At 64.0% G+C, this 19,927-nt stretch carries 25 protein-coding genes; 6 read left to right on the top strand and 19 right to left on the bottom strand.

Translation table 11 applies throughout. The annotated features are described in order from the left end of the window. Nucleotides 1-85: 85 nt before the first annotated feature. Both F8A10_RS18375 and F8A10_RS18370 read left to right on the top strand, forming a co-directional pair. Complete coding sequence (locus F8A10_RS18375) at nucleotides 86-682, top strand: methylated-DNA--[protein]-cysteine S-methyltransferase (protein ID WP_010394060.1); 597 nt, start codon at nucleotides 86-88, stop codon at nucleotides 680-682. Nucleotides 683-831: 149 nt separating this feature from the next. Further along, nucleotides 832-1,497: an OmpA family protein gene (locus tag F8A10_RS18370; protein ID WP_010394062.1), complete on the top strand. Its 666-nt coding sequence runs from the start codon at nucleotides 832-834 to the stop codon at nucleotides 1,495-1,497. A 186-nt stretch (nucleotides 1,498-1,683) separates the two neighbouring features. Here the strand turns inward: F8A10_RS18370 and F8A10_RS18365 are convergent, their stop codons facing one another. The 5 genes from F8A10_RS18365 to F8A10_RS18345 all read right to left on the bottom strand — a co-directional run bounded on the left by F8A10_RS18365 (nucleotide 1,684) and on the right by F8A10_RS18345 (nucleotide 4,350). Further along, on the bottom strand, nucleotides 1,684-2,238 hold the full coding sequence (locus F8A10_RS18365) for a F0F1 ATP synthase subunit B (protein WP_010394063.1): 555 nt from the start codon (nucleotides 2,236-2,238) through the stop codon (nucleotides 1,684-1,686). Further along, nucleotides 2,235-2,888 carry a F0F1 ATP synthase subunit B' gene (locus F8A10_RS18360; RefSeq protein ID WP_010394065.1) on the bottom strand — a complete coding sequence of 218 codons (654 nt, stop codon included), beginning with the start codon at nucleotides 2,886-2,888 and terminating at the stop codon, nucleotides 2,235-2,237. The genes F8A10_RS18365 and F8A10_RS18360 overlap by 4 nt, the downstream gene beginning before the upstream one ends. Nucleotides 2,889-2,965: 77 nt before the next feature. Beyond that, a complete protein-coding gene (locus tag F8A10_RS18355; protein ID WP_010394077.1) occupies nucleotides 2,966-3,199 on the bottom strand; it encodes a F0F1 ATP synthase subunit C in 234 nt (77 codons plus the stop codon). Nucleotides 3,200-3,259: 60 nt separating this feature from the next. Continuing rightward, entirely contained in the window at nucleotides 3,260-4,006 is a 747-nt protein-coding gene (locus tag F8A10_RS18350) for a F0F1 ATP synthase subunit A (RefSeq protein WP_029371596.1), read from the bottom strand. Nucleotides 4,007-4,008: 2 nt separating this feature from the next. Then, the gene (locus F8A10_RS18345; protein ID WP_152368101.1) at nucleotides 4,009-4,350 is read right to left on the bottom strand and encodes an AtpZ/AtpI family protein; all 342 of its coding nucleotides are present in this window, start codon (nucleotides 4,348-4,350) and stop codon (nucleotides 4,009-4,011) included. Nucleotides 4,351-4,546: 196 nt separating this feature from the next. Between F8A10_RS18345 and F8A10_RS18340 the strand changes: the two genes are divergently transcribed. Further along, nucleotides 4,547-4,900 (top strand): ArsR/SmtB family transcription factor, encoded by a 354-nt coding sequence (locus tag F8A10_RS18340; protein WP_010394084.1) that lies wholly within the window; start codon nucleotides 4,547-4,549, stop codon nucleotides 4,898-4,900. 127 nt (nucleotides 4,901-5,027) lie between these two features. Continuing rightward, nucleotides 5,028-6,218: a Hint domain-containing protein gene (locus F8A10_RS18335; protein ID WP_152368100.1), complete on the top strand. Its 1,191-nt coding sequence runs from the start codon at nucleotides 5,028-5,030 to the stop codon at nucleotides 6,216-6,218. Between the two features lie 48 nt (nucleotides 6,219-6,266). Here the strand turns inward: F8A10_RS18335 and F8A10_RS18330 are convergent, their stop codons facing one another. Further along, nucleotides 6,267-7,868, bottom strand: a complete 1,602-nt coding sequence (locus F8A10_RS18330; RefSeq protein ID WP_152368099.1) for a bifunctional metallophosphatase/5'-nucleotidase — start codon at nucleotides 7,866-7,868, stop codon at nucleotides 6,267-6,269. A gap of 143 nt (nucleotides 7,869-8,011) precedes the next feature. Here F8A10_RS18330 and F8A10_RS18325 point away from each other — a divergent pair, with 143 nt between their 5' ends. Both F8A10_RS18325 and F8A10_RS18320 read left to right on the top strand, forming a co-directional pair. Beyond that, complete coding sequence (locus tag F8A10_RS18325; RefSeq protein WP_227493488.1) at nucleotides 8,012-8,344, top strand: DUF952 domain-containing protein; 333 nt, start codon at nucleotides 8,012-8,014, stop codon at nucleotides 8,342-8,344. Continuing rightward, entirely contained in the window at nucleotides 8,341-9,399 is a 1,059-nt protein-coding gene (locus F8A10_RS18320; protein WP_152368097.1) for a quinone-dependent dihydroorotate dehydrogenase, read from the top strand. The genes F8A10_RS18325 and F8A10_RS18320 overlap by 4 nt, the downstream gene beginning before the upstream one ends. On the opposite strand, the gene cysE is transcribed toward F8A10_RS18320, so the two are convergent. The 13 genes from cysE to F8A10_RS18255 all read right to left on the bottom strand — a co-directional run bounded on the left by cysE (nucleotide 9,396) and on the right by F8A10_RS18255 (nucleotide 19,846). Continuing rightward, complete coding sequence (gene cysE / locus F8A10_RS18315; RefSeq protein WP_010394094.1) at nucleotides 9,396-10,235, bottom strand: serine O-acetyltransferase; 840 nt, start codon at nucleotides 10,233-10,235, stop codon at nucleotides 9,396-9,398. The genes F8A10_RS18320 and cysE overlap by 4 nt on opposite strands. Nucleotides 10,236-10,299: 64 nt before the next feature. Next, nucleotides 10,300-11,022: a DUF2793 domain-containing protein gene (locus F8A10_RS18310; protein ID WP_010394098.1), complete on the bottom strand. Its 723-nt coding sequence runs from the start codon at nucleotides 11,020-11,022 to the stop codon at nucleotides 10,300-10,302. Then, complete coding sequence (locus tag F8A10_RS18305) at nucleotides 11,015-14,908, bottom strand: baseplate multidomain protein megatron (RefSeq protein ID WP_152368096.1); 3,894 nt, start codon at nucleotides 14,906-14,908, stop codon at nucleotides 11,015-11,017. The genes F8A10_RS18310 and F8A10_RS18305 overlap by 8 nt, the downstream gene beginning before the upstream one ends. 18 nt (nucleotides 14,909-14,926) lie before the next feature. Next, nucleotides 14,927-15,364, bottom strand: a complete 438-nt coding sequence (locus F8A10_RS18300; protein WP_152368095.1) for an NlpC/P60 family protein — start codon at nucleotides 15,362-15,364, stop codon at nucleotides 14,927-14,929. Next, nucleotides 15,361-16,179, bottom strand: a complete 819-nt coding sequence (locus F8A10_RS18295) for a DUF2163 domain-containing protein (RefSeq protein WP_152368094.1) — start codon at nucleotides 16,177-16,179, stop codon at nucleotides 15,361-15,363. The genes F8A10_RS18300 and F8A10_RS18295 overlap by 4 nt, the downstream gene beginning before the upstream one ends. Beyond that, nucleotides 16,176-16,808, bottom strand: coding sequence for a DUF2460 domain-containing protein (locus F8A10_RS18290; RefSeq protein ID WP_085501483.1), 633 nt, complete (start codon nucleotides 16,806-16,808; stop codon nucleotides 16,176-16,178). Before F8A10_RS18290 ends, F8A10_RS18295 begins: the two co-directional genes overlap by 4 nt. Before the next feature lie 3 nt (nucleotides 16,809-16,811). Then, nucleotides 16,812-17,477 (bottom strand): phage tail tape measure protein, encoded by a 666-nt coding sequence (locus F8A10_RS18285; RefSeq protein ID WP_152368189.1) that lies wholly within the window; start codon nucleotides 17,475-17,477, stop codon nucleotides 16,812-16,814. Continuing rightward, entirely contained in the window at nucleotides 17,380-17,718 is a 339-nt protein-coding gene (locus F8A10_RS21850; protein WP_152368093.1) for a phage tail assembly chaperone, read from the bottom strand. Before F8A10_RS21850 ends, F8A10_RS18285 begins: the two co-directional genes overlap by 98 nt. Further along, nucleotides 17,715-18,083, bottom strand: coding sequence for a gene transfer agent family protein (locus F8A10_RS18275; RefSeq protein ID WP_050804162.1), 369 nt, complete (start codon nucleotides 18,081-18,083; stop codon nucleotides 17,715-17,717). Before F8A10_RS18275 ends, F8A10_RS21850 begins: the two co-directional genes overlap by 4 nt. After that, nucleotides 18,034-18,447, bottom strand: a complete 414-nt coding sequence (locus F8A10_RS18270; RefSeq protein ID WP_010394113.1) for a phage major tail protein, TP901-1 family — start codon at nucleotides 18,445-18,447, stop codon at nucleotides 18,034-18,036. Before F8A10_RS18270 ends, F8A10_RS18275 begins: the two co-directional genes overlap by 50 nt. Before the next feature lie 12 nt (nucleotides 18,448-18,459). Beyond that, nucleotides 18,460-18,879 (bottom strand): DUF3168 domain-containing protein, encoded by a 420-nt coding sequence (locus tag F8A10_RS18265; protein WP_085501484.1) that lies wholly within the window; start codon nucleotides 18,877-18,879, stop codon nucleotides 18,460-18,462. After that, nucleotides 18,876-19,226, bottom strand: a complete 351-nt coding sequence (locus F8A10_RS18260) for a head-tail adaptor protein (RefSeq protein ID WP_029371603.1) — start codon at nucleotides 19,224-19,226, stop codon at nucleotides 18,876-18,878. The genes F8A10_RS18265 and F8A10_RS18260 overlap by 4 nt, the downstream gene beginning before the upstream one ends. Continuing rightward, complete coding sequence (locus F8A10_RS18255) at nucleotides 19,223-19,846, bottom strand: head-tail connector protein (protein WP_152368092.1); 624 nt, start codon at nucleotides 19,844-19,846, stop codon at nucleotides 19,223-19,225. Before F8A10_RS18255 ends, F8A10_RS18260 begins: the two co-directional genes overlap by 4 nt. Nucleotides 19,847-19,927: the final 81 nt, after the last annotated feature.

Below are 19,927 nucleotides of genomic sequence, written 5' to 3'. Positions count from 1 at the left end.
TGCCCCGCGCTTATGCGCAAGCATTCGTGCATGGATTTGCGCCACGTCTGCGCTACTCTGCCGCAAAGACAGCAGCGAGGCAGCGATGACGGCAACGCTCTTTCCTCTCACCCCGCCCGAAAACGGGCTGCGAGTGACGATCACGACCCAACCGGCAGAGGATCCGGGCGTGGTTTTGTGCCACGGACGGTTCAAAACGCCGCTTGGCACAGTAATCGCCTATGGCGCGGCCGGCGCCCTTTGGGGGCTCGGCTTTGCCGGTCCCCTGCCCGAGACCGAGGTTGAGGCCGATCTTTCCTCCCGCTGGCCCGGCGCACGGCCGGTTCCCGCCCCCGAGGCGCTTGAGCCCGCAATAGACGCGCTGATTGCAGGTGCAGGAGAGATCACCGTGCGTCTGAGCGGCACCCCTTTTCAGCTGCAGGTCTGGCAGGCGTTGACCCAGGTGCCGGCCGGGCAGGTCATCAGCTACGCCACGCTGGCCGAACGAATTGGCCGTCCCCGGGCCCTGCGCGCAGTCGGCACCGCTGTCGGGCAGAACCCGGTCTCATGGGCGATCCCATGCCACCGCGTGACCCGCACCGGTGGCGCCATCGGAGGATATCATTGGGGCGAGGCGGTAAAACGTGCACTTCTTACGCGCGAGGGTGCGAAAATCGCTCCTCTCGCCATCGCTGTTTTGTGAGTGCAGGCCAGCGATTTTGCACGAGTTTCTCTGGTCTTGGCATGGAACTCATGCCAAGTTTCAATCGTTTGGGCATCAGATGCCGGATCAGTCCGGCCAGGTCGTAAGGACAGGCGGCTGTGGATCGCCCCGAAAAGAAAGGTAATAAAATGAAGACCCGTATTTCGCTGCTTCTCGCCTCGGCCGGCGCGCTTGCCATCAGCGCCTGTACACCGGGCGACCGCTATGGCCAACCTCAGCAGATGAACCGCGCCCAGCAGGGCGCCATCGCCGGCGCCGTGGTCGGCGGCGTTCTGGGCGCTACCCGCGACAAGGATAAGAACAACCAGGGCATGGACGCGATCAAGGGCGCCATCGTCGGTGCCGCGGTCGGCGGCGTGGGTGGGGCGATCCTCGACCAGCAGCAGAAATCCCTGCAACAGCAGCTGAACAACCCCAACATCCGCATCGTCAACAACGGCAGCTATCTGACCGTAGTGATGCCGGAATCGACGCTGTTTGCCACCGACTCGGCAGCAGTTGGCGCGCAGGGTCAGAACGACCTCTACATCATCGCACGCAACCTGAACCAGTATCCGAACAGCCGCATTCAGGTCGTCGGTCATACCGACAGCACCGGTTCGGCCGCCTACAACCAGGACCTGTCCGAGCGCCGGGCGCGTTCGGTCGCTGGCATCCTGACCGCTGGCGGCGTGTCGCAGGGCCGCATCGCAACCTCGGGCCGCGGCGCTACCCAGCCGGTGGCCTCGAACGACACCGCAGCAGGCCGGGCACAAAACCGCCGCGTCGAAATCCTGATCACCCCGACGCGCTGATCCATCGCCAGGGTAAAGATCGGGCCGGCAGCCGCAAGGTTGCCGGCCCATTCATTTTCAAACGACCGTATCCGCCACCAGCCCGGTGCGTGGACAAGGAAAACCCCGAGACGCTAACGCGCCCCGGGGTTCAGTCACTGTCCCTGAGGATGCTCGAAGGCACCCTTCTCGTTCAATTCCGTGGCCTCAGTTCAGCCGCCGGGCAACCTCTTCGATGGCCTTGTCGATACCAGCGCTGCGCTCAGCCGGGCTGACCTGCTGACCAAGGATCTCGGCCGCAGCGGTCACCGCAGTCTGGATCGCGCGATCACGCACAGCACGCACAGCATCGGCTTCGGCGCTGGCGATCTGATCTTCGGCAGCTTTCAGGCGGCGCTCGATGGATTGTTGCAGCGCTTTCTTGGCCTTGTCGGCCTCGCTCACCGCCTCGCGGCGTGCATTGGCGACAATCTCTTCGGCCTGGCCCTTAACTTCGCGCTGGCGGCGCTCGTAGCTTGCATAGATCTCCTGCGCTTCTTCACGCAGGCGCCGGGCTTCGGCCAGATCGTTGCGAATGCCTTCGGCGCGCTTGTCCAGCAGGCCGCCGACAGTCTGCGGCACACGGAACCAGAGCAGGATGCCGACAAAGACCAGGAAGGCCAGAGTAACGACGAAATCGGTATTGCGCAGCGAGAAGAACGGACCCGAAGCCGCAAGCGCCGGGGTTCCCATCAGCGCAAAGAGCACGCTCAGACGTTTCATTGCAGCGCCCCTTTCAACCGCTGATCGACAGCCGTGTCGACCAGGTTTTGATCGACCTTGCCGCCAAGATGCTCCACCAGCGCTGCCGTCACCTCGCGGGCAACAGAGCGCGCATCCTCAACCGCCGAAGCGCGGATCTCAGAGATGCGCTTTTCGGATTCTGCCGCGCGGGCAGCAATTTCCGCATCGGCATGGGCGATGGCAGCATCCAGCTCTTTCTGGATCTCGGCCTTGTTGGCAGCGATGATCTTCTGCGCCTCGGCCCGGGCATCGGCCAGAGCCTTGTCATAGGCAGCCTCGGCCTCTTTGGCCTTTTGCTTGAATTCCTCGGCAGCCATCAGGTCGCCGGTGATGGCGCCTTGACGATCCGAAAGAACGCCGCCGATGCGCGGCAGCGCGATCCGCGACAGCACCCAGTAAATCACGGCCAGAATGACCAGCAGCCAGAAAATCTGGTTGCCAAAGGTCGTGATATCCAGTTGCGGCATGCCGGGGGCGCTGGCGGCATGGCCAGCCGCAGCATCCGCGGCATTGGCAACGGCATGGGCTGCTTCGGCGCCATGACCCGCCGCCTCGGCGGATTCGGTGATTACCACCGTTTCAGTTTCTTCGACCACGACAGGCGCGGTCTGTTGCAACAGGCTGAACATATCCTACCCCATGCCGGTCGTTTCACAATCGGGTGGGCGCCTGTAGCCCCCACCCAACCGCAAGGATGGCAAAAGGATCAGACTGCGAACAGCAGCAGCAGAGCGACCAGGAACGAGAAGATGCCCAGGGCTTCCGCAAAGGCCATGCCGATGAACAGGGTGGCGGTCTGCGAGGCAGCGGCCGACGGGTTGCGCAGGGCGCCCGCCAGATAGTTGCCGGCGACATTGCCCACCCCCATGGCGGCGCCCGCCATGCCGACGCAAGCCAGACCGGCGCCGAGGTACTGTCCCAGTTGACCCAGATTTTCCATGTTCATGCTCCTTGAGGCTTTGGAAAGGGTTTCGATTCAGACCCGAGGCTGACCCGGCGCTTAGTGCGCCGGATGCAGCGCGTCCTTCAGATAGACGCAGGTCAGGATGGTGAAGACATAGGCCTGGATCAGCGCAACCAGCACCTCAAGCCCATAGACAGCGGTGATGGCCAGCACCGAAAGCGGCGCAATGGCAGAGATGGCGGCAAAGGCGGCAAAGACCTTGATCACCGCGTGGCCGGCCATGATGTTACCAGCAAGACGGATCGAATGGCTGACGGGGCGCACAAAGTACGAGATCAGCTCGATCACCGCCAGCACCGGGCGCAGCGCCAAAGGCGCAGAGCTGACCCAGAACAGGCCCAGGAAATGCGCGCCGTTCTTGACAAAGCCCAGAATGGTGACGCCCAAAAAGACCAGAACCGCCAGAACCGCCGTCACAGCGATATGCGAAGTCGGCGAAAAGCTTTTCGGCAGCAGGCCCAGGAAGTTCGTGAACAGGATGAAGCAGAACAGCGTCATCACATAGGGGAAGTACTTCAGCCCGTCCTTGCCGGTTACGTCCTCGACCATTTTATGGACCATGCCGTACAGCAGCTCGGCGATGGACTGGACGCGGTTCGGCACGATGGCGCGCCCACGGGTGCCAAAGACCAGAAGGGCGGTGATAGCGACAGCCGCCAGCGCCATCCACAGGGTCGCATTGGTCGGCGTGTACCAGTTTACCGAACCTTCGCCAAACAGCGGTTTGATGACGAACTGATCCATCGGATGGAAAACCAGACCACCTGCTTCTTCTTCTGCCATCGTCATTCACCCTTGTCGTCGCCGGGAGGCCCCGGTGGCTTGCCTATGTCTTTCGCGGTCCGCATCATGGTCTTGATACCGGCTGCCAGGCCCAGCAGCACAAAGACCACCATGAAGACCGGTCGCAGGCCGGTCAGATAATCCAGCCCGTATCCGATCATGAAGCCGATGCCCAACCCTGCCACCAGCTCCGTCACCATGCGCCAGGCCAGATTGGCCTGACTGAAATGTTCTTCCCCGCGCGAGGGCAGCTTTGCTCCGGCTTTCTTGCCCAACCGGGCCTCCAGCTCGCGCAGCCGCTCTGCGTCCCGGGCTCGCGCAGCGTCATGGTCGTGTTCGGCCACGGCTCACACCCCCGTTATCGGTTGGCGCGGTGATAGGGACTTGCGCCCCATGAGTCAAGCAAGCGAGGCACATTTATAACACATTGAAAATACTGCATTTGATTAGCCTGCCATCCGGCAAACATCCGACAAAAACATGATCTTGCCGTTGCCAGTCGATCCGCCGCATATTCAACCGGCAAGTTGAACAAGGCCCATGTCCGCAGCACAGCCCAGCCTCGACGCGATCTTTGCCGCCCTCGCCGATCCGACGCGCAGGGCAATTCTTTCGATGCTGCTCGAAGATGACATGGCCGTCACCGATGTCGCGGCGCCCTTTCAGGTCAGCCTTGCGGCGATTTCAAAGCACCTCTCGGTACTGGCTGCTGCCGGTCTGATCCGACAGGAGCGGCGCGGACGGATCATCTGGTGCAAGCTCGAACCCGACGGGCTGCGCAGCGCCTCGGTCTGGATGCAGGGCTTTGGCCAGTTCGAACCGGTGGATCTGGATGATTTCGAACGGTTCCTGCACCAGACGCTTTCGCAAACTGGTGAAGGCAACCCGGAATAGCCCTCGCACATCAAGACGGATGGCCAGGCGGCAACCGCCCGTTGCCGCGGACAAATAAGGCTTTCAATTTCCTTATTTTTAAGTTGTATTTACCAAGTTTGTACAACTTTAGATTGTGAATTGGTTAATGGAATACCGCATCATCACGGCAACCTTCGAGGTTCCGGTTTACACCAACCCCAACGTGACCGGTGCGGAAAAGAACCTGCCCTTCCTGAACCGCAGCAACATCAGCTTCGCATCGGCCGAGATGGGGGAACTGAGGATCGAGGATGACGATCCAGAGTTTGGTTATCTCTCGCGCGGTGGCTCCGGGCTATATTACAACGATCCGGGCGATGGTCAGACGCTCATCGAAACCACGACCTTTGGTCAAGGCGACAAGCAACAGACACTGGACGCAGGCACCCGCATATCCTTGCAAGAGACATCAATCCTGCGCGATGCCGATGGAAACGAGTTTTATGTTTTCTTCCCGAGCTATGTCGGAGAAGGACCGGACGGAAAGCCTCTGAACGCGGGCTACCCGATCGAGGCCGGTGGCCGTCATACCGTGATGATCCTTCCCCGGATGCGTCAAACCACCGGGGGAGAGGACTACTGGCCAAAGTTCCGCCCTGATGGGACCTATAGATATGTCGGCAAAAGGGTCATGGGCGCTACAACTTCGGCGCTGCCTTATGACCCCACCATGCAAGGTGCGCCCTGTTTCACCCCCGGCACACTGATCGAAACCCTGTCCGGCCCGCGCACGGTCGAGACTCTGGCCCCAGGTGATCTGATCCTGACACGCGACCACGGCTTTCAACCCCTGCGCTGGATTGGCCGTGTGCGGCTGGATGGCAAAAGGTTGGACCTGTGCCCAAACCTGCGCCCGATCCTGATTTCCCAAGACGCGCTCGGCCCCGACCTGCCCCAGCGTGACCTGATCGTTTCGCCTCAGCATCGCGCCCTGCTGCGCTCGGCCATCGCGCGGCGGATGTTTGATGCCGAAGAAATCCTTGTTGCGGCTACCCATCTGACCGCGCTCGACGGCATCCGCCCGCTTTGTCCAAAAGATGGCGTATCCTATCTGCACCTGCTCTTTGACCGGCATGAGCTGGTGCTGTCAAATGGGTGCTGGACAGAATCATTGCTGACCGGACCGCAGGCGCTGCGCGCGTTTTCATCCGCCGCGCGGCGCGAGATTTTCGCACTGTTTCCCGAACTTGCGGTGGGCCATTTCCCCCCCGCTGCCCGCCCCGTCGCGCCGGGACGTAAAGGCCGCCAGCTTGTCCAGCGACATATGAAGAACCGCCGCGCCTTCTTGCCAACCTAGGCCGCCAGGATGGAAAAAGGCCGGGTGCGATCCCCGGCCTTTGCAGTGTCATTTCACGGTGATGCGGCCATCAAGCCTTGGCGCGAAATCCGGCCCCTGCCTGGCCAGATATTCTGCCAGCACATCGGCAAGATCAGGCCCAAAATCATAGGCATTCATAGCGTTATCGGCAAAGACCTTATAGCCGTCACCGCCAGCGCGCATATAGTTCTGGGACACGACACCATATACCGCCTCCGGGTTGATCGGCACCCAATCCGAGCCTTCGCGCACCAGCACATTGCTGATCCGGCTTCCGACCGGGGCCGAGGGGTCCAGCGTGTATTTCAGCCCCGAGACCTGAGCAAAGCGCCCCGCCGCCTCTTCGATCTGGCTCGCGCCATTTTCCAGCGCCGCAACCACATCAGAACCTTTCAGCTGAAAGGTCGAAAGCGTATTCTGGAACGGCAGTACCGACAGCACATCGCCCATGGTCACCGCCCCCGCCGGGATCGAGGCGCGCAACCCGCCGCCGTTCTGGATCGCAATGGTGATGCCCTGATCCTTGACACGCGCCAGCATCGCATCCGCGACCACATTGCCCATTTCGCATTCACGGACACGACAGGATTCGCGGCTGCCGTCGATGGGTGCCTTGATCTCGGCCACGTGCTTTTGCTTGAGCTGTTCGATGGGCGCAGCCATTTCCTTGACGCGAGCGGCAAGCTTTTCGTCGGGCACGACCGAGTTATCCAGCAGGACCGGCTGGCCCTCGGCCTTGATCAGCTTGCCGTTGTCGTCCCAGGTCAGAACCAGATGACCCAGATACTTGCCATAGGCATAGGCGGTCGCGACCGGCACCTCAGCCCCATCAGCGCCCTTCACCATTGTCGGATAGGGACCCTCGGCCCCTTCGACCTGACCAAGCAACGTGTGGCTGTGCCCGCCGATCACCGCATCGATTCCCGCCACTTCGGCAGCGAACTCCTGATCACGCTTAAAGCCCGTATGGGTCAGGGCGATGATCTTGTTGACGCCCTGATCGGTCAGTTCCTGCACATCGGCCTTCAGGCTATCCATGTCATCCATGAAAATGACCTTATCGCCGGGCGAAGCGGTCTCTGGGGTGTCCATCGCCAGGGCCGAAACGATGCCGATCTTTTCGCCCCCGATCTCTAGCGTCAGCATATCGTCAACCTTGTCCTTCAGCTCGGGCGATTGGGACAGATCAAGGTTGCCCGAGATCACGGGAAACTTCGTTCCCTCGGCCAGAATCGCCAGCCCAGCCGGTCCGTCGTCAAACTCATGATTGCCGACTGCCATGGAGTCAAAGCCGATCGCGTTCATGAACTCGACCGTGTCCTTACCCTTATAGGTGGTATAGAACAGGCTGCCCTGATACTGATCGCCCGCATCCAGCACGATGACATTCTGCCCCTCGGCCTTCAGCTCATCGCGAAGCTCGCGGATCTTGGATGCCAGCCGCGCCACGCCGCCGAAACACTCGCCCTTGGCCTCGGTCTCAGCATCGCAGGTACTGTCATAAGCGTTGATCGGCTCGATTCGGCTGTGAAAATCGTTAATATGCAGCACGTGCAGCGTATAATCCGCCTGCGCCGCGCCCGAAGACAGCGCAACGGCCGCTGCCGAAACCAAAAGCCAGCGTTTCATCTCGTTCCCTCTCACCCCGAATGTCCGAATGAAACGCAGATTGGGGGATGGCCGCGGCTCCGTCAATTGACGATCATGTTGGCTGACAAGCCGCAGGCTCAATGGCGCTTGACGGGCCGCACGGTGCAACGCATGAACCCACCATGCTGGTTTACAAGATCTTTCACGCGGCCGAGTTTCAGGCCTTCACGCATCAGGGCCATAGCCTTGGCGCACCCGTGGATCTGGCCGATGGTTATATCCACCTGTCAACTGCAACACAGCTTCCCGGCACGCTGTCGCGTCACTTTGCAGGCAAAGACGGGCTGCATCTGCTGGCTCTCGATTCCAGGGCGCTGGACGAGCTGCGTTGGGAACCATCGCGCGGTGGTGATCTGTTCCCGCATCTCTACCGCGAACTCAGGGCCAATGACGTGCTGTGGAGCCGCCCCCTGCCTCTCGGCCCCGGCGGCCACGATATCGGAGATATCACATGAACCTCATCGAGCGGATGGGCCTTGCCGCATTGCATCGCCTCGACCCCGAGCGTGCGCATGATCTCTCGATCCTGGCTCTGCGAAAGGGGCTGGTGCCGCTGCCGGACCAACCCGTCACCTCTGGTCGGCTGCGACTGCGCCTTGCCGGGCTCGATCTGCCGAATCCGGTTGGGCTGGCGGCGGGCTATGACAAGAACGCCCGCGCTCTGCCAGCGCTGATGCGGGCGGGCTTTGGCTTTATCGAGGTCGGCGCCGCCACTCCGCGCGCCCAGCCCGGCAACCCCCGGCCACGGCTCTTTCGGCTAAGCGAAGACCGCGCCATCATCAACCGCTTTGGCTTCAATAACCAAGGCGCTTCGGCAATTGCCCAACGACTTGCCGCGCGCCCGTCGGGCATTCCGGTCGGGCTGAACATCGGGGCTAACAAGGACAGCATCGACCGCAGCGCCGATTTTGCTGAGGTCGTGCGCATCAGTGGCGCCCATGCCGATTTCCTGACCGTCAACGTCTCATCGCCGAACACTGAGAAACTGCGCGATCTGCAAGGGGCCGAGGCTCTTGCGGCGCTGTTGCAGGGCGTGTTGCAGGCACGTGACAGCCTGAAAAACCGCCCGCCTGTATTCATCAAGATCGCCCCCGATCTGGACAACGCCGCGATTGCCGATATCGCGGCCGTGGCGCTGGCCGCGCCCGTCGATGCGATCATCGCCACAAATACCACACTGACCCGCGATGGCCTTAGCTCACCCCACGCGCCCCAAGCGGGCGGCCTGTCAGGCGCGCCGCTGTTCGAACGCTCGACCCGCGTCCTCGCCCGCCTCTACCGCGAGACACAGGGACGGGTGCCGCTGATCGGCGTGGGCGGAATCGGCTCGACCGAACAGGCATGGCAAAAGCTGTGCGCCGGAGCATCGGCCGTACAGATCTACTCGGCGCTGATCTATCAGGGCTTTTCCCTGGCCAGCCGCATTGCGCGCGAACTGGATCAGCGGCTCGCACGCGAACACATCACCCTGTCCGAGCTGACCGGCAGCGGCAACGCCGACTGGCTTTAGAACAGGTCTTCCTGACCCAAAAGCTGGTTCATGGAATTCGAAGGCTCCGGGCAGCCGGCGTCGCCGACGATCCGTGCCGGCACGCCCGCCACAGTCTTGCAAGGCGGCACTTCGCTCAGCACGACCGAACCGGCGGCGATGCGCGAGTGATGGCCGACGCGGATATTACCCAGCACCTTGGCCCCGGCCCCGATCATCACACCATTGCCGATCTTTGGATGCCGGTCGCCATCCTCCTTGCCGGTGCCGCCCAGCGTCACCGAATGCAGCATCGAGACATCATTGCCAACCTCGGCCGTCTCGCCGATGACGATGGAATGGGCGTGGTCGATCATGACGCCCGTCCCGATGCGTGCTGCCGGGTGAATATCGACGCCAAAAACCTCCGAGCAACGCATCTGCACGAAATAGGCCATGTCGCTCCGGCCCTGCTGCCACAGCCAATGCCCGATGCGATAGGCTTGCAGCGCCTGATAACCTTTAAAGAACAGGATCGGCTGCATCAGCCGGTGGGTAGCCGGATCACGGTCATAGACCGCCAACAGATCGGCCTGCGCCGCCGAGGAAAGCTCGGGCGCACGGGAAAAAGCGTCGTCCGCAATCTCGCGCAAGATCTGCTCACTCATCTCGCGCGAGGCAAGTTTCAGCGAAAAACGATAGGCCAAAGCCGCCTCAAAGGTGGCGTGATGCAACAGCCCGGCATGGATCAGCGCCCCCAGCAGGGGTTCGTCGCGCACGGCGATCCGCGCTTCGCGCTGGATACGGCCCCAGACCGAATCGCGCGGGGCGTCCCGCGCGTCCGATAGCGGCTCGATCATATCTTTCTGCAGGTTCATTCAGGCGCGCCCGTCAGTTTCATTCACCGAGTCTAGCGGAAACCGACGGGCGCGAAAAGTCTGCTCAATCCGGCAGCCGCAATTCCCACCAATGCAGGACGACACGCACCTTGCCACCAGCGAACTGGCCGCCCTTTGCAGTCAGCCTCAGTGGCACAGGCTCCCAGAACACCATGGGTGGCGACAAAAGCCCCCGCGCCCATGAGCCCTGCGCCTTGCCAAGCCCCTGGCCAAACCGGACAAGACTGTCTGCATTGCCCGGCGTGCCCAGCGACCATGAGGTCGCGCCACCCGTGATCCCCTCGATCACCCGCGCCGTCGCGCCGAAGACCAGCGCCCCCGCGGGAATGAATATCGCCGTATCGAATGAGGGGCCCTGCCCCAGCGCAACATCCTCGGACAGCTGCCGCGCAAGCAGCCCCGAACCATGGCGGCCCAGCGTCACCGCACCCGGCACCCAGTGTGAACCGTCATGGATCGCCGTCACCCCTTCATCGGCAATGATCGCGCGGCGGCCAAAGCCCGGCTGAACAAAGATCCAGCCTCCGTTTGCGCCAATGGCGATCTTGCCGCCCTGCCCCTCCCAGGCGTTGACCGCACCTTGCGGCACACCCCAACACAGCCCTTCGGCCACCGTATCGGGCGGATTGATACGCGTCACGCTTTGCATGACCAGATCGACCTGACCGTCCAGGCGCATCAGCGCCTCGTTGACGGTGACATGTTTTTGCGCCTGCGCCGGCATCAGCAGCGGCAGGTCGCAGTTGGCGGTCGTATTCTCAGACATGGATCATCCTTTTTGCATAGGGACCCGCTCCGAACAGGTCGGAAAGCTGGGCAACCTCAAGGGCAAGGCCGCCTCCTGTTGCGGCCTCGGCCCAAACATCCGCGGGTACCGTCCAGCGCGGCTCATCGACCACGGCACGTGCCAGTACATGCCCGTCGTCCCGAACCAGCCGGACCAAGTAACGCTCCTGCGTCTCGCCCAAGGGGACGTCAGCCCCCTCCCAGCCGTCGCCCTGTATCCGCGTGCGGCGGATCCAGGTCGCAACCCGGCCGCGCATCTCCAGATGACAGGGCGACAGCGGCCGCAGCCCAGCGCCTCGGAACGCCATGGCGATATGGCGATAGCTCGGATCATCGGGAGCACGCACCGCCGGACCGACACGCCAGTGACGCAGCTGATTGCGGGCCGAGGGCGGCAGATCCACCTGCTGCGCCGCACCATCCAGTAAGACAACAATGCTGCCCACAGGCCAGACCAAGGGCATAAAGGCATCTGTACCCGCCTGCCCGCGCAGCCGGGTCGATATCTCCCACAAACCGGCCGAGATCAGGCGCGCCTCGGCAAACTGCAAAAGCTCCCACCCCTCGGGCGAACCGTCGCCGATGGCCAGCAGGTTCGCCCCCGCCATCAGCGCCTCCTCTGAGGCCGAGCGCAGATTACCCCCCTTGACCCTCAGACGCAGTGCGGGGCCACGGTCCCAAACCCCGGGCCGGGCCGCAGCAAGCGGGTTTTCAGTACGCCCCATAATCGAAGGCTCAGCAAGCGTCAGGTTCAACCGATACCCGCCGGTTTTCTGCGCCGAGTCCCAGACCGCTGCCGCCCCCGGCCATGGCGTCGCCGTCACCGCAAGATGCGGCGCATGGGGCGCCTCGTCCCCGCGCAGCAACGGCAGATCCAGAAACACCGGCCAGACCGGGATCGGCGGGACAAAGGGACGCAGGACCGTCTCTCCTCCGGCGACCCGGGCGGGACGATAGACCCCCGGTTCGACCCGCACCGCATCGACGGTGATCGCACCCGCCCGCTCGACACGGTCGATGCGCCAGCGTTTCGTCTCGGCCCGGGGTTCGGCCAGCCGCACCACATCACCCGGCCCCAGATGCCCCAGCGAGGGCGGCAGGGCAAAGCGCACCCCGTCCCGCGCAACCGCTGCCTCTGCCAGCCAGCGCTCGGCCAGCGCCCGACCTTCGCCGCGTGTCAGCGACATGGCCAGCTCACTGTCCGAGACCGGCAGGAATTCTGCCCCCGGCATCATCGTCTCAGCCGTGCGCACGGCATAATCACCCCCGGCCTCGACATGGGACAGACGGATACGACCAACCATCTCGGCATCGGCGGCACGCCGGACCTCGACAGACTGGATCTCCTCGGCCAGCGCCATGTCATCGGGACCAAGCTCGGCATCGACGCGCGCGCCGCGCATGACAAAGCGCAGGACACCGTCACGTTCGACGGCATCGAACCCATGCGCCAGCATCAGGGGCTGCAATGCCGCGCGACCGCTTTCAGAACCAGAAAGCACATATCCCCGCACCAACCCCCGCAAGCCCTCGACGTCAAAGGCCCGCACGCCTGCCTCATGGCAGATCTCGGCCACGACATCGGCCAGAGGCACGGCACCAGCACGACCGTTCAGCCAGTGACCCCGCTCCCATGCCGGGCCATCCGACCACAGGTCGGTACGGGCGGGAAAGGCCGGATAGGGCCGCGCGTCCCAGCACCAGACATGCGCGCGATCCATGTCGATCATCCGGCCTGCACCCGTCCGGCCATAGGCGGCACGGGCAGGGTTGTTGGCCGGGTCGGACCAGTACTCGGTCATCGCCCGTATATAGGCCGCCTGAATCACGTCATCCCGCCGCCCGTCCGAGAAGTGGGGCAACATCGATTCCGAACTCATCGCATCAAGGAACTTGTTGGGCTGGTTGGTGCCCTTATCCAGCGCGGCACAGCCCATCTCGGTAAACCAGACCGGCTTGCTGCGCGGCACCCATGCGGTGGGCCTGGCCTGCCGCACGCCTCTGATGCGATCGTGATGGCGGTTCTGCCACCAGCCATGGATATCCTTGTAGCGCCAGATCCAGTGCTCGTGATGCGCCCCGTCCTCGATCAAGGTGCGACGCTGCGCCTGCCGGTCGGCATCACTGGCGTAATACCAGTCGTAACCCTCTCCCCCCGCAACATTGCCGCGCAGATAGGCGGGATTGTCGATGCGGCCGAAATGGACGTCCAGATGGTCCTCACCCTCGCGCCAATCCGACAGCGGCATGTAATTGTCGATACCGATGAAATCGATGTTCCTGTCCGCCCACAGCGGGTCCAGATGGAAATGTACATCGCCGTTGCCGGGGTGATGGCCGAAATATTCCGACCAGTCAGCGGCATAGCCGATCTTGACCCCCTGTCCCAGAATGGCACGCACATCGGCCGCCAGCCGGCGCAGCTCATCGACCGCAGGGAATGAGTGGCCCGACCCCATGATCGTCGTCAGACCTACCATCTCCGAGCCGATCAGAAAGGCGTCGATCCCCCCTGCAGCCGCGCATAGATGGGCGTAGTGCAGGATGAACCGGCGATAAGACCACTCCTGCGGCCCACTGTAGGAAATGACCGTGCCATCGCGCGAGAAATGCCGCACCTCGGCAGAGCCGAAAAATCGCCTCACCTCGGCTTCAGCCGTCTCCGTGCCCGCGGGACTGCCATCGCGGCCCGCGGCGATACTGGTGGTGATCCGGCCCCGCCATGGCATGACCGGCTGATGCACAGCGCCGCTCCACGGGTCGGGGCGACGGTTGCCGGCCAGCTGCTCCATCAGGATGAACGGATAGAACACCCCCTTCCGGCCACTTGCAGCAATCGCCCGCAGCGCCTCGATCACCGAGGCATCGGCCGGAGTGCCCCCATAGATCGGCCGGTCGTTCACGCGCGCGACCTCACCCGCCTCACCCCGCCCGATGCCGCCAGCGCGCCAGGCCATCTCACGTCCGTCACGGCTGCGATCTTCAACTTTTGGCTGCACAAGGCATTCACCCGCGCGCAGGTCATCGCCAAACCATGACACCACCAGCGAGACCGAACCGACATTCGGCAACTCGCGCCCCAGCGTCCGCATCGAGGCGCGGAAATCGCTCGCAGCCAAAGGTGTGTTGTGATTGATGACCTGCGTCTCGCCTAGGCCCAGATCCAGGCTGACCGCCGTGGTAGCCAAAGAGTACTCTCCGGTACCGGGGATCATTGCCACTGCCTGCACCTCACGCGACAGGCCGCGACCGTCCTTTGCTGCCCGGGTCACCTCGAACGAAAGCTGCGGAACGCGGTTGCCCCATTTCTCAAGTGCCAGCTCCTCGAAGACGACATAGGCAATGCCGCGATAGGCAGGGGCATCATCCCCCTCCTGCGCGGCAATGGCCGGATCGGGCAGCTGATCTTCGTCCCCCGGATAGACCCGCATGTTCAGATCATCGGCCGAGACCTCCTCTCCATCCGCCCAGACCCGCCCGACACCAAGGATCGGCCCCTCGCACAGTGCAAGGGCAAAGCTCAGCCGATAGCCGATCTCGGTCACACTGGGACCCGAGCCCTTGCCACCGCCATGCTCACGCCGGGTCTCGACCACGGGACCGGCCCAGATCGCGTGCCCGGGCAGCCGCATCTGGCCCCACAGCCTCGGGATCGAGGTTCCCTCGCCCGCAGTCTGAATGCGCAGCCGGTCCACGCGCCCCGTCTCAACCGCCTTCGAGCCACCGCCCAAAAGACGCTGATCAATCACCCGCCCCAGCGTCGCCCCGACCGCCCGGCCAATTACCGCGCCCGAAAGCCCCAGAACCGTGCCGCCAAAGCCCGAACCCAGCGATGCCCCGACCGCCGCCAGCAGAATCGTCGCCATTGCGCCCTAACCTTTCCCTCAAAGAGGCGGAAACCGGAAACGTCCCGCAATCCGCGCCCGCCACGGCGCCGACAGCGGACTGTCCACCACCCCATGCCGGTCATAGGCATGGATGAAACGCGCCTCTGCACCAATTTCCGCCAATATTCCCAGATGCTTGGCGATAGCCCCGGCCCTCATGCGAAAGACCAGCACATCGCCCGGCTGCTCATCTTGGGCGGGCAGCAGATAGCGCCCCGCACCACCCAGGATAAGCTCGGTCCCGCCGACCTCACCCCAGTCGGGGGTATAGGCCGGCATAGGCTCGGGGTCGGTCCCGTAAAGTTCGCGCCAGATACCGCGCACCAGCCCCAGACAATCCGCCCCCGCCCCCCGAACCGATCCTTGATGAACATAGGGCGTGCCGATCCACGCCCGCGCGGCCGCCACTGCCGCCAGTCCCGCAGCCACGCTCATCGGTTCACCTTGGGCGCGATCAGCCAATCCTCAGGAGGCAAATGAGGAAAGCCGCGAAAGTTCAGGTAATTGAGGAACTTCATCCGGCAAGTCTCGCCGCGCTTGTCGCAGCCGGCCACCAGCCGCACGCGGTCCCCGGCGACGGGTTGAATGCCCAGCGCCGTCCACAATCCAACCGCACGCCGGTTGCCCGGCTGGGCAACATCCGCCTTGACCATGGCCGACAGCCCCTCGGCAGCACCGGACAGCATGATCAGCCGGCCGTGCTCGAACCAACCCGGATCATGGCCCGCAATACCCGAAAGCGTCAGCCGTCCGCCCTCGTCGGCCAGTACCACGCCTTCGGCCGAATAGCCGGGCTTAGACAGATCAAATCGGCATTTGCCGTCGCCCAGCACCGCCGAGCAGCGCGGGTGATAGACCCGGCCCTGCGCCTTGTTCAAAGGTTCGGAAAGTCCGCGCAACTCGGCACTAAAAGCCGCGCCACTGCGCACTACCTCGCCCAGATGGCCACGAAAGATCAGCTGCCGGTTAGCAGCGTTGGACCAGTCCACCTCCCACAGGCGAACCTCGGCACTGTCCCAGCGCCCGGCCATCAGGTCCTGCTCGGTGATCGCGGCATCCGACAGCGCGCCCATGGCTTCGCTGTTGTCAACCGACAGGCCAAGGCCCTGCACCAATGCCCGCGCACTCAGCCCTGAATCAGGCCGGAAGGTGATATCCTCAAAGCCCAGTTCCCGGTCATGATCGGTAAAGCCAAGCTCCAGCCCGTCGCGCCGCCGTACCGCCCATGCGCGCGCAATTGTCCCGCTCATGGCCGCACCTCCACCACCGGGACCTGAGGCAGCTCGCCCGCCTGAAACGAAGCGACCGACACCGCGATACGGTCGGCGTCAAAGCGCACCGGTACGTCGAACTCGAACCCCGCGGTCACTACGGCATCCGCCTCGGGCGGCGCGGCAAAGGTAATGATCCCCGTGGCCGTATCGACCTCGAAATCGACGCCCTCGCGCTTTTCGACATGCCCCACGCCGGCACGCACCGTGCCCTCGACAGGCTTGATCACCGGGCGCCGATAGCGACCGACCCCCGAGGCATATGCTTTGCACAGCGCAAATTCACGCTGCATCCCATCGCCGATCCCGATCTCCTGATCCTGAAAGGTGACCTCGGCACTTGGGATGCATGACTTGTAATCGGCCCAGTCCTTCCAGCGGAAACCATGCATCTGGCCCGCCCGCGCCTCGAAAAAGGCAATCAGCGCCGCGACATCGTCAAGCGAGCGCAGGCCAAGCCCCGCATCATAGCGCCGCCGCGAATGCGCCCATGGGGTGCGGCGCTCTTCGTAACCGTTGGTCAGCGCGACGATCTCGGTGCGCCGCTCAGGCCCCCCGACCGAGCCAAAGGAAAGGCTCGCCGGAAATCTGATCTCATGAAATGCCATTGCTCACCCGTTCCTTTCCCCGCGCGCCAGAATGCGGCCAAGCTGCGCGGCAATCTGGCTTTGACTACGCTGGAACCCCGCGACATCGGGGGTCGAGACATTGAAGGTCACATTCACCGGCCGCCCGCCGCCCGCCGCCGCGACACCCAGCCGACCATCAGCACTGCGGCGCAGGGGCATGATCGCCTCGGGTCCGGCCTCGCCCATCAGCCCGGTCGCGCCGCGCATTGGGAAAAAGGTCGGCTGACTGACCACGCCACCCCGGGCAAAGGGCATGACCCGACCCTGCACAAAGGCCGCGCCATCCCGAAAAGGCAGCACCGCCGAGACCATCCCGTTCACACCCTGCGCGATGGCTCCGGCCAGCGCCTGTTCGACCGGCTTCATCGCCAGGGAAAAGGCGGTATCCGCCATGCTGCGCGCGATGCCTTTCAGAGCCTCGCTCAGCTTCATGCCGTCAAAAACCAGTCCCGAGAACGCACGGCGCAGCCCGGCACCGATGCCAAAGGCCAGCGTGCTGGCCTCGCGGTTGGTGTAAAGCATGGTCTCGCGCAGGCGGGCCAGTTCAGCGTCAAAGGCTGCCGTCAGCCGGGCATTCTCGTCCAGCCCCTTGATCAGCGCCTCTTGTTCGTCCTCGTCGAGCGGGCCAAGCCCGTCCCTGTTCGTCACCACCGCCGCCTCCTTTTTTCTCATGCTGACCGACAGGCCGGTCAGGATAGCGCGCGGCCAGTTCGGCCAGCCGCGCACGCGTCATCGCGCCACCGCCGTGCGCCGGGTCGACGCCCAGCATCAGCGCCAGCTCGGCCGGGGTCAGCGTCCAGAACTGCCCGGGGGTAAGGCCCAGACCGCCCAGACGTGCGGGGCTCAGCCCGGCACGCAAAAGCCCGGGCCAGTCCAGCCCGCCACTCATGTCCCCTCGATCCGAAAGGCGCGCGACAACAGCGCCGCAGCCGCATGAGCAGCCGCGACCGGCCCGCCGCGCAGATCGGCCAAGGCCAGATCATCCATGCCGCCCGTCCAGCCGCCGCCGCGCAGACCCGCAACCAGAACCGCCATCACGTCACGACTGGAAAAGCGGCCACCCTCGAACCGCTCGACCAGCGCGATCATGCTTTCGGCGCCCAGCTCGGCCTCAAGCGCAGCCAGCGCGCCCAGGGTCAGCCTTGCGACATGGCGCTGACTGCCCAGCCAGATCTCGACCTCACCCGCAAGCGGGTTGATGCCGTCAAAGCGCGACAAAGCTGATCGGGCCCGCGCTTGCCAGGGAAATCTCATAGGTTGCCTCGCCATTGTAACTACCCGCATATTCCAAAGCCGTGATCTGGAACGCCCCCTCGACCGTGCCGAAATCCGGGATCACCACCTGAAAGCGCGGCACCTCGCCATCAAAAAAGGCCTGCCGCGCACGCTCATCCGTCGTGCCATCACGGAACACACCCGAGCCCGAGATGCTGGCCGAGCGCACCCCCGCACCCGCCAGCAGTTCGCGCCAGCGACCCTCGCTTTCCAGGCTCGTCACATCCACAGTCTCGGCATTGAAACCCAGCCGGGTCGCCCGCAGGCCGGCTATGGTTTCGAAATGACCGTCGCCGGTCATATCCATCTTGATCAGCAGGTCGCGTCCGTTCTGAACCGCCATCACCGTTTCTCCTCATCCAAGGTCGATGCGCGCGCGAAAGGTCAGATCGACCCGCCGCCCCGCGCCTTTTTCCGTCCGTCGTGCCCGGGCACGCAGGAACCACAGCCCCGCCAGATGGCCACACCCGATGGTCATGCCCGCACTTTCCAGTGCGTCGCAGACCGCAGCAGCCGCCGCCTTGACCGTCGCGAAACCGCCGGTCTCATCAGCCCCCGACAAGACCGAGACGGTCAGGTCATGCACTGCCCCCGCCCCGGTCATGTCGCCCGCATCGCGCGCTTCTTCGGGACCCAGCGCGACATGAACCCCTGCCGGGGCCGAAACCGGCATCGCGTCATAGATCGCGTCCCCGACCAGTTCGCGCAGCGCCGCATCATCGCGCAGCACCTGATAAACCGCCGCCTGCAAGGCAGCCGTTGCCCGGTAGCTCATGCCGGAATCTCCTCTTGCGCGATACAGACCAGCCAGCGCCCCCCGGGGTCGCTTTCGGCGACTGCGTCGATGCGAAAGCGCCGCGCCTGCGCGCCCTCACCCAGCCGCAACCTCTGCCCGGGGCGCGGGCGGCGCGTATCGCCCGCAGGCGCTGCCCTGACGGTGATCCGCCAGGTCACGACGCTCTGCGTCCCCAATGCGGCGACACGTTCACCACCCGCGCCCGAGCGCATCTCGGCCCAGATCCGCCCGACCTCCTGCCAGGACTGGCGAAAGCCGCCCATCCCGTCGGGCAACCGGGCCGAGGATTCCACGACCAGCGGCACTGTCATGCGTGGCGTGCTCATGCACCGCCACGCGAATTGCCGCGCCCTCCCAGCACCCGGACAGAGCGCCAGCGTTCAATCAGCACACTGACATCGAAAGGCAGCGCACTCTGGATGCCCTCAAAACTGCGGTCCTCGTGATAATGCGCAGCCAGCATCAGCGCCGCCTGCGCCAGATCAGCCGGAACCCGGGACCAGTCAGCCCCGAAACCAGCCAGAAAGCTGATCGTCACGCATCCCCCGTGCGGGACAGATGGCAGAAAAACGCCCACCGGCTTCAGCACCGGTCGTTGCATATCCCGCACCAGACGATAGCGCGCAGGATCAAGCACCGTCCCTGCCCCCGTGGCGTCAAGGATCTCAACCCCCTCGACCGCCTCGACCGGGGCCAGCGGCAGCGGCTGGCCCTGCGTATCTCGCCACCGCTCCAGCTGCAGCCGAAACCGCCGCGTCAGCAGCACCTTGCCGGTACGCGCCTCGATTGCGGCAATGGCAGCGCGCAGATAGCCCGCCAAAGCCGCGGTCTCGGCCACATCCTCAGCACCAGGCCCGCCAAAACCACAGCCCAGCCGCAAGTGATTGCGCAACACCGCGACGGGCAGCGCCTCGGCTACAGGCGCTGTCACTTCCTCAAGCATCATCTTCTATTCTCCCATTCGCTGGGGTGCCGCATCCTCGGGTCACGAAAGGGGCCGCGCCGCTGCCCGCCCTCGCGCGCGCGG

This window comes from Paracoccus kondratievae, assembly GCF_009301415.1.
Taxonomy (GTDB): Bacteria; Pseudomonadota; Alphaproteobacteria; order Rhodobacterales; family Rhodobacteraceae; genus Paracoccus; species Paracoccus kondratievae.
Note: the sequence above shows the minus strand (reverse complement) of the source record. Positions and strands in the feature narration are given on the sequence as shown.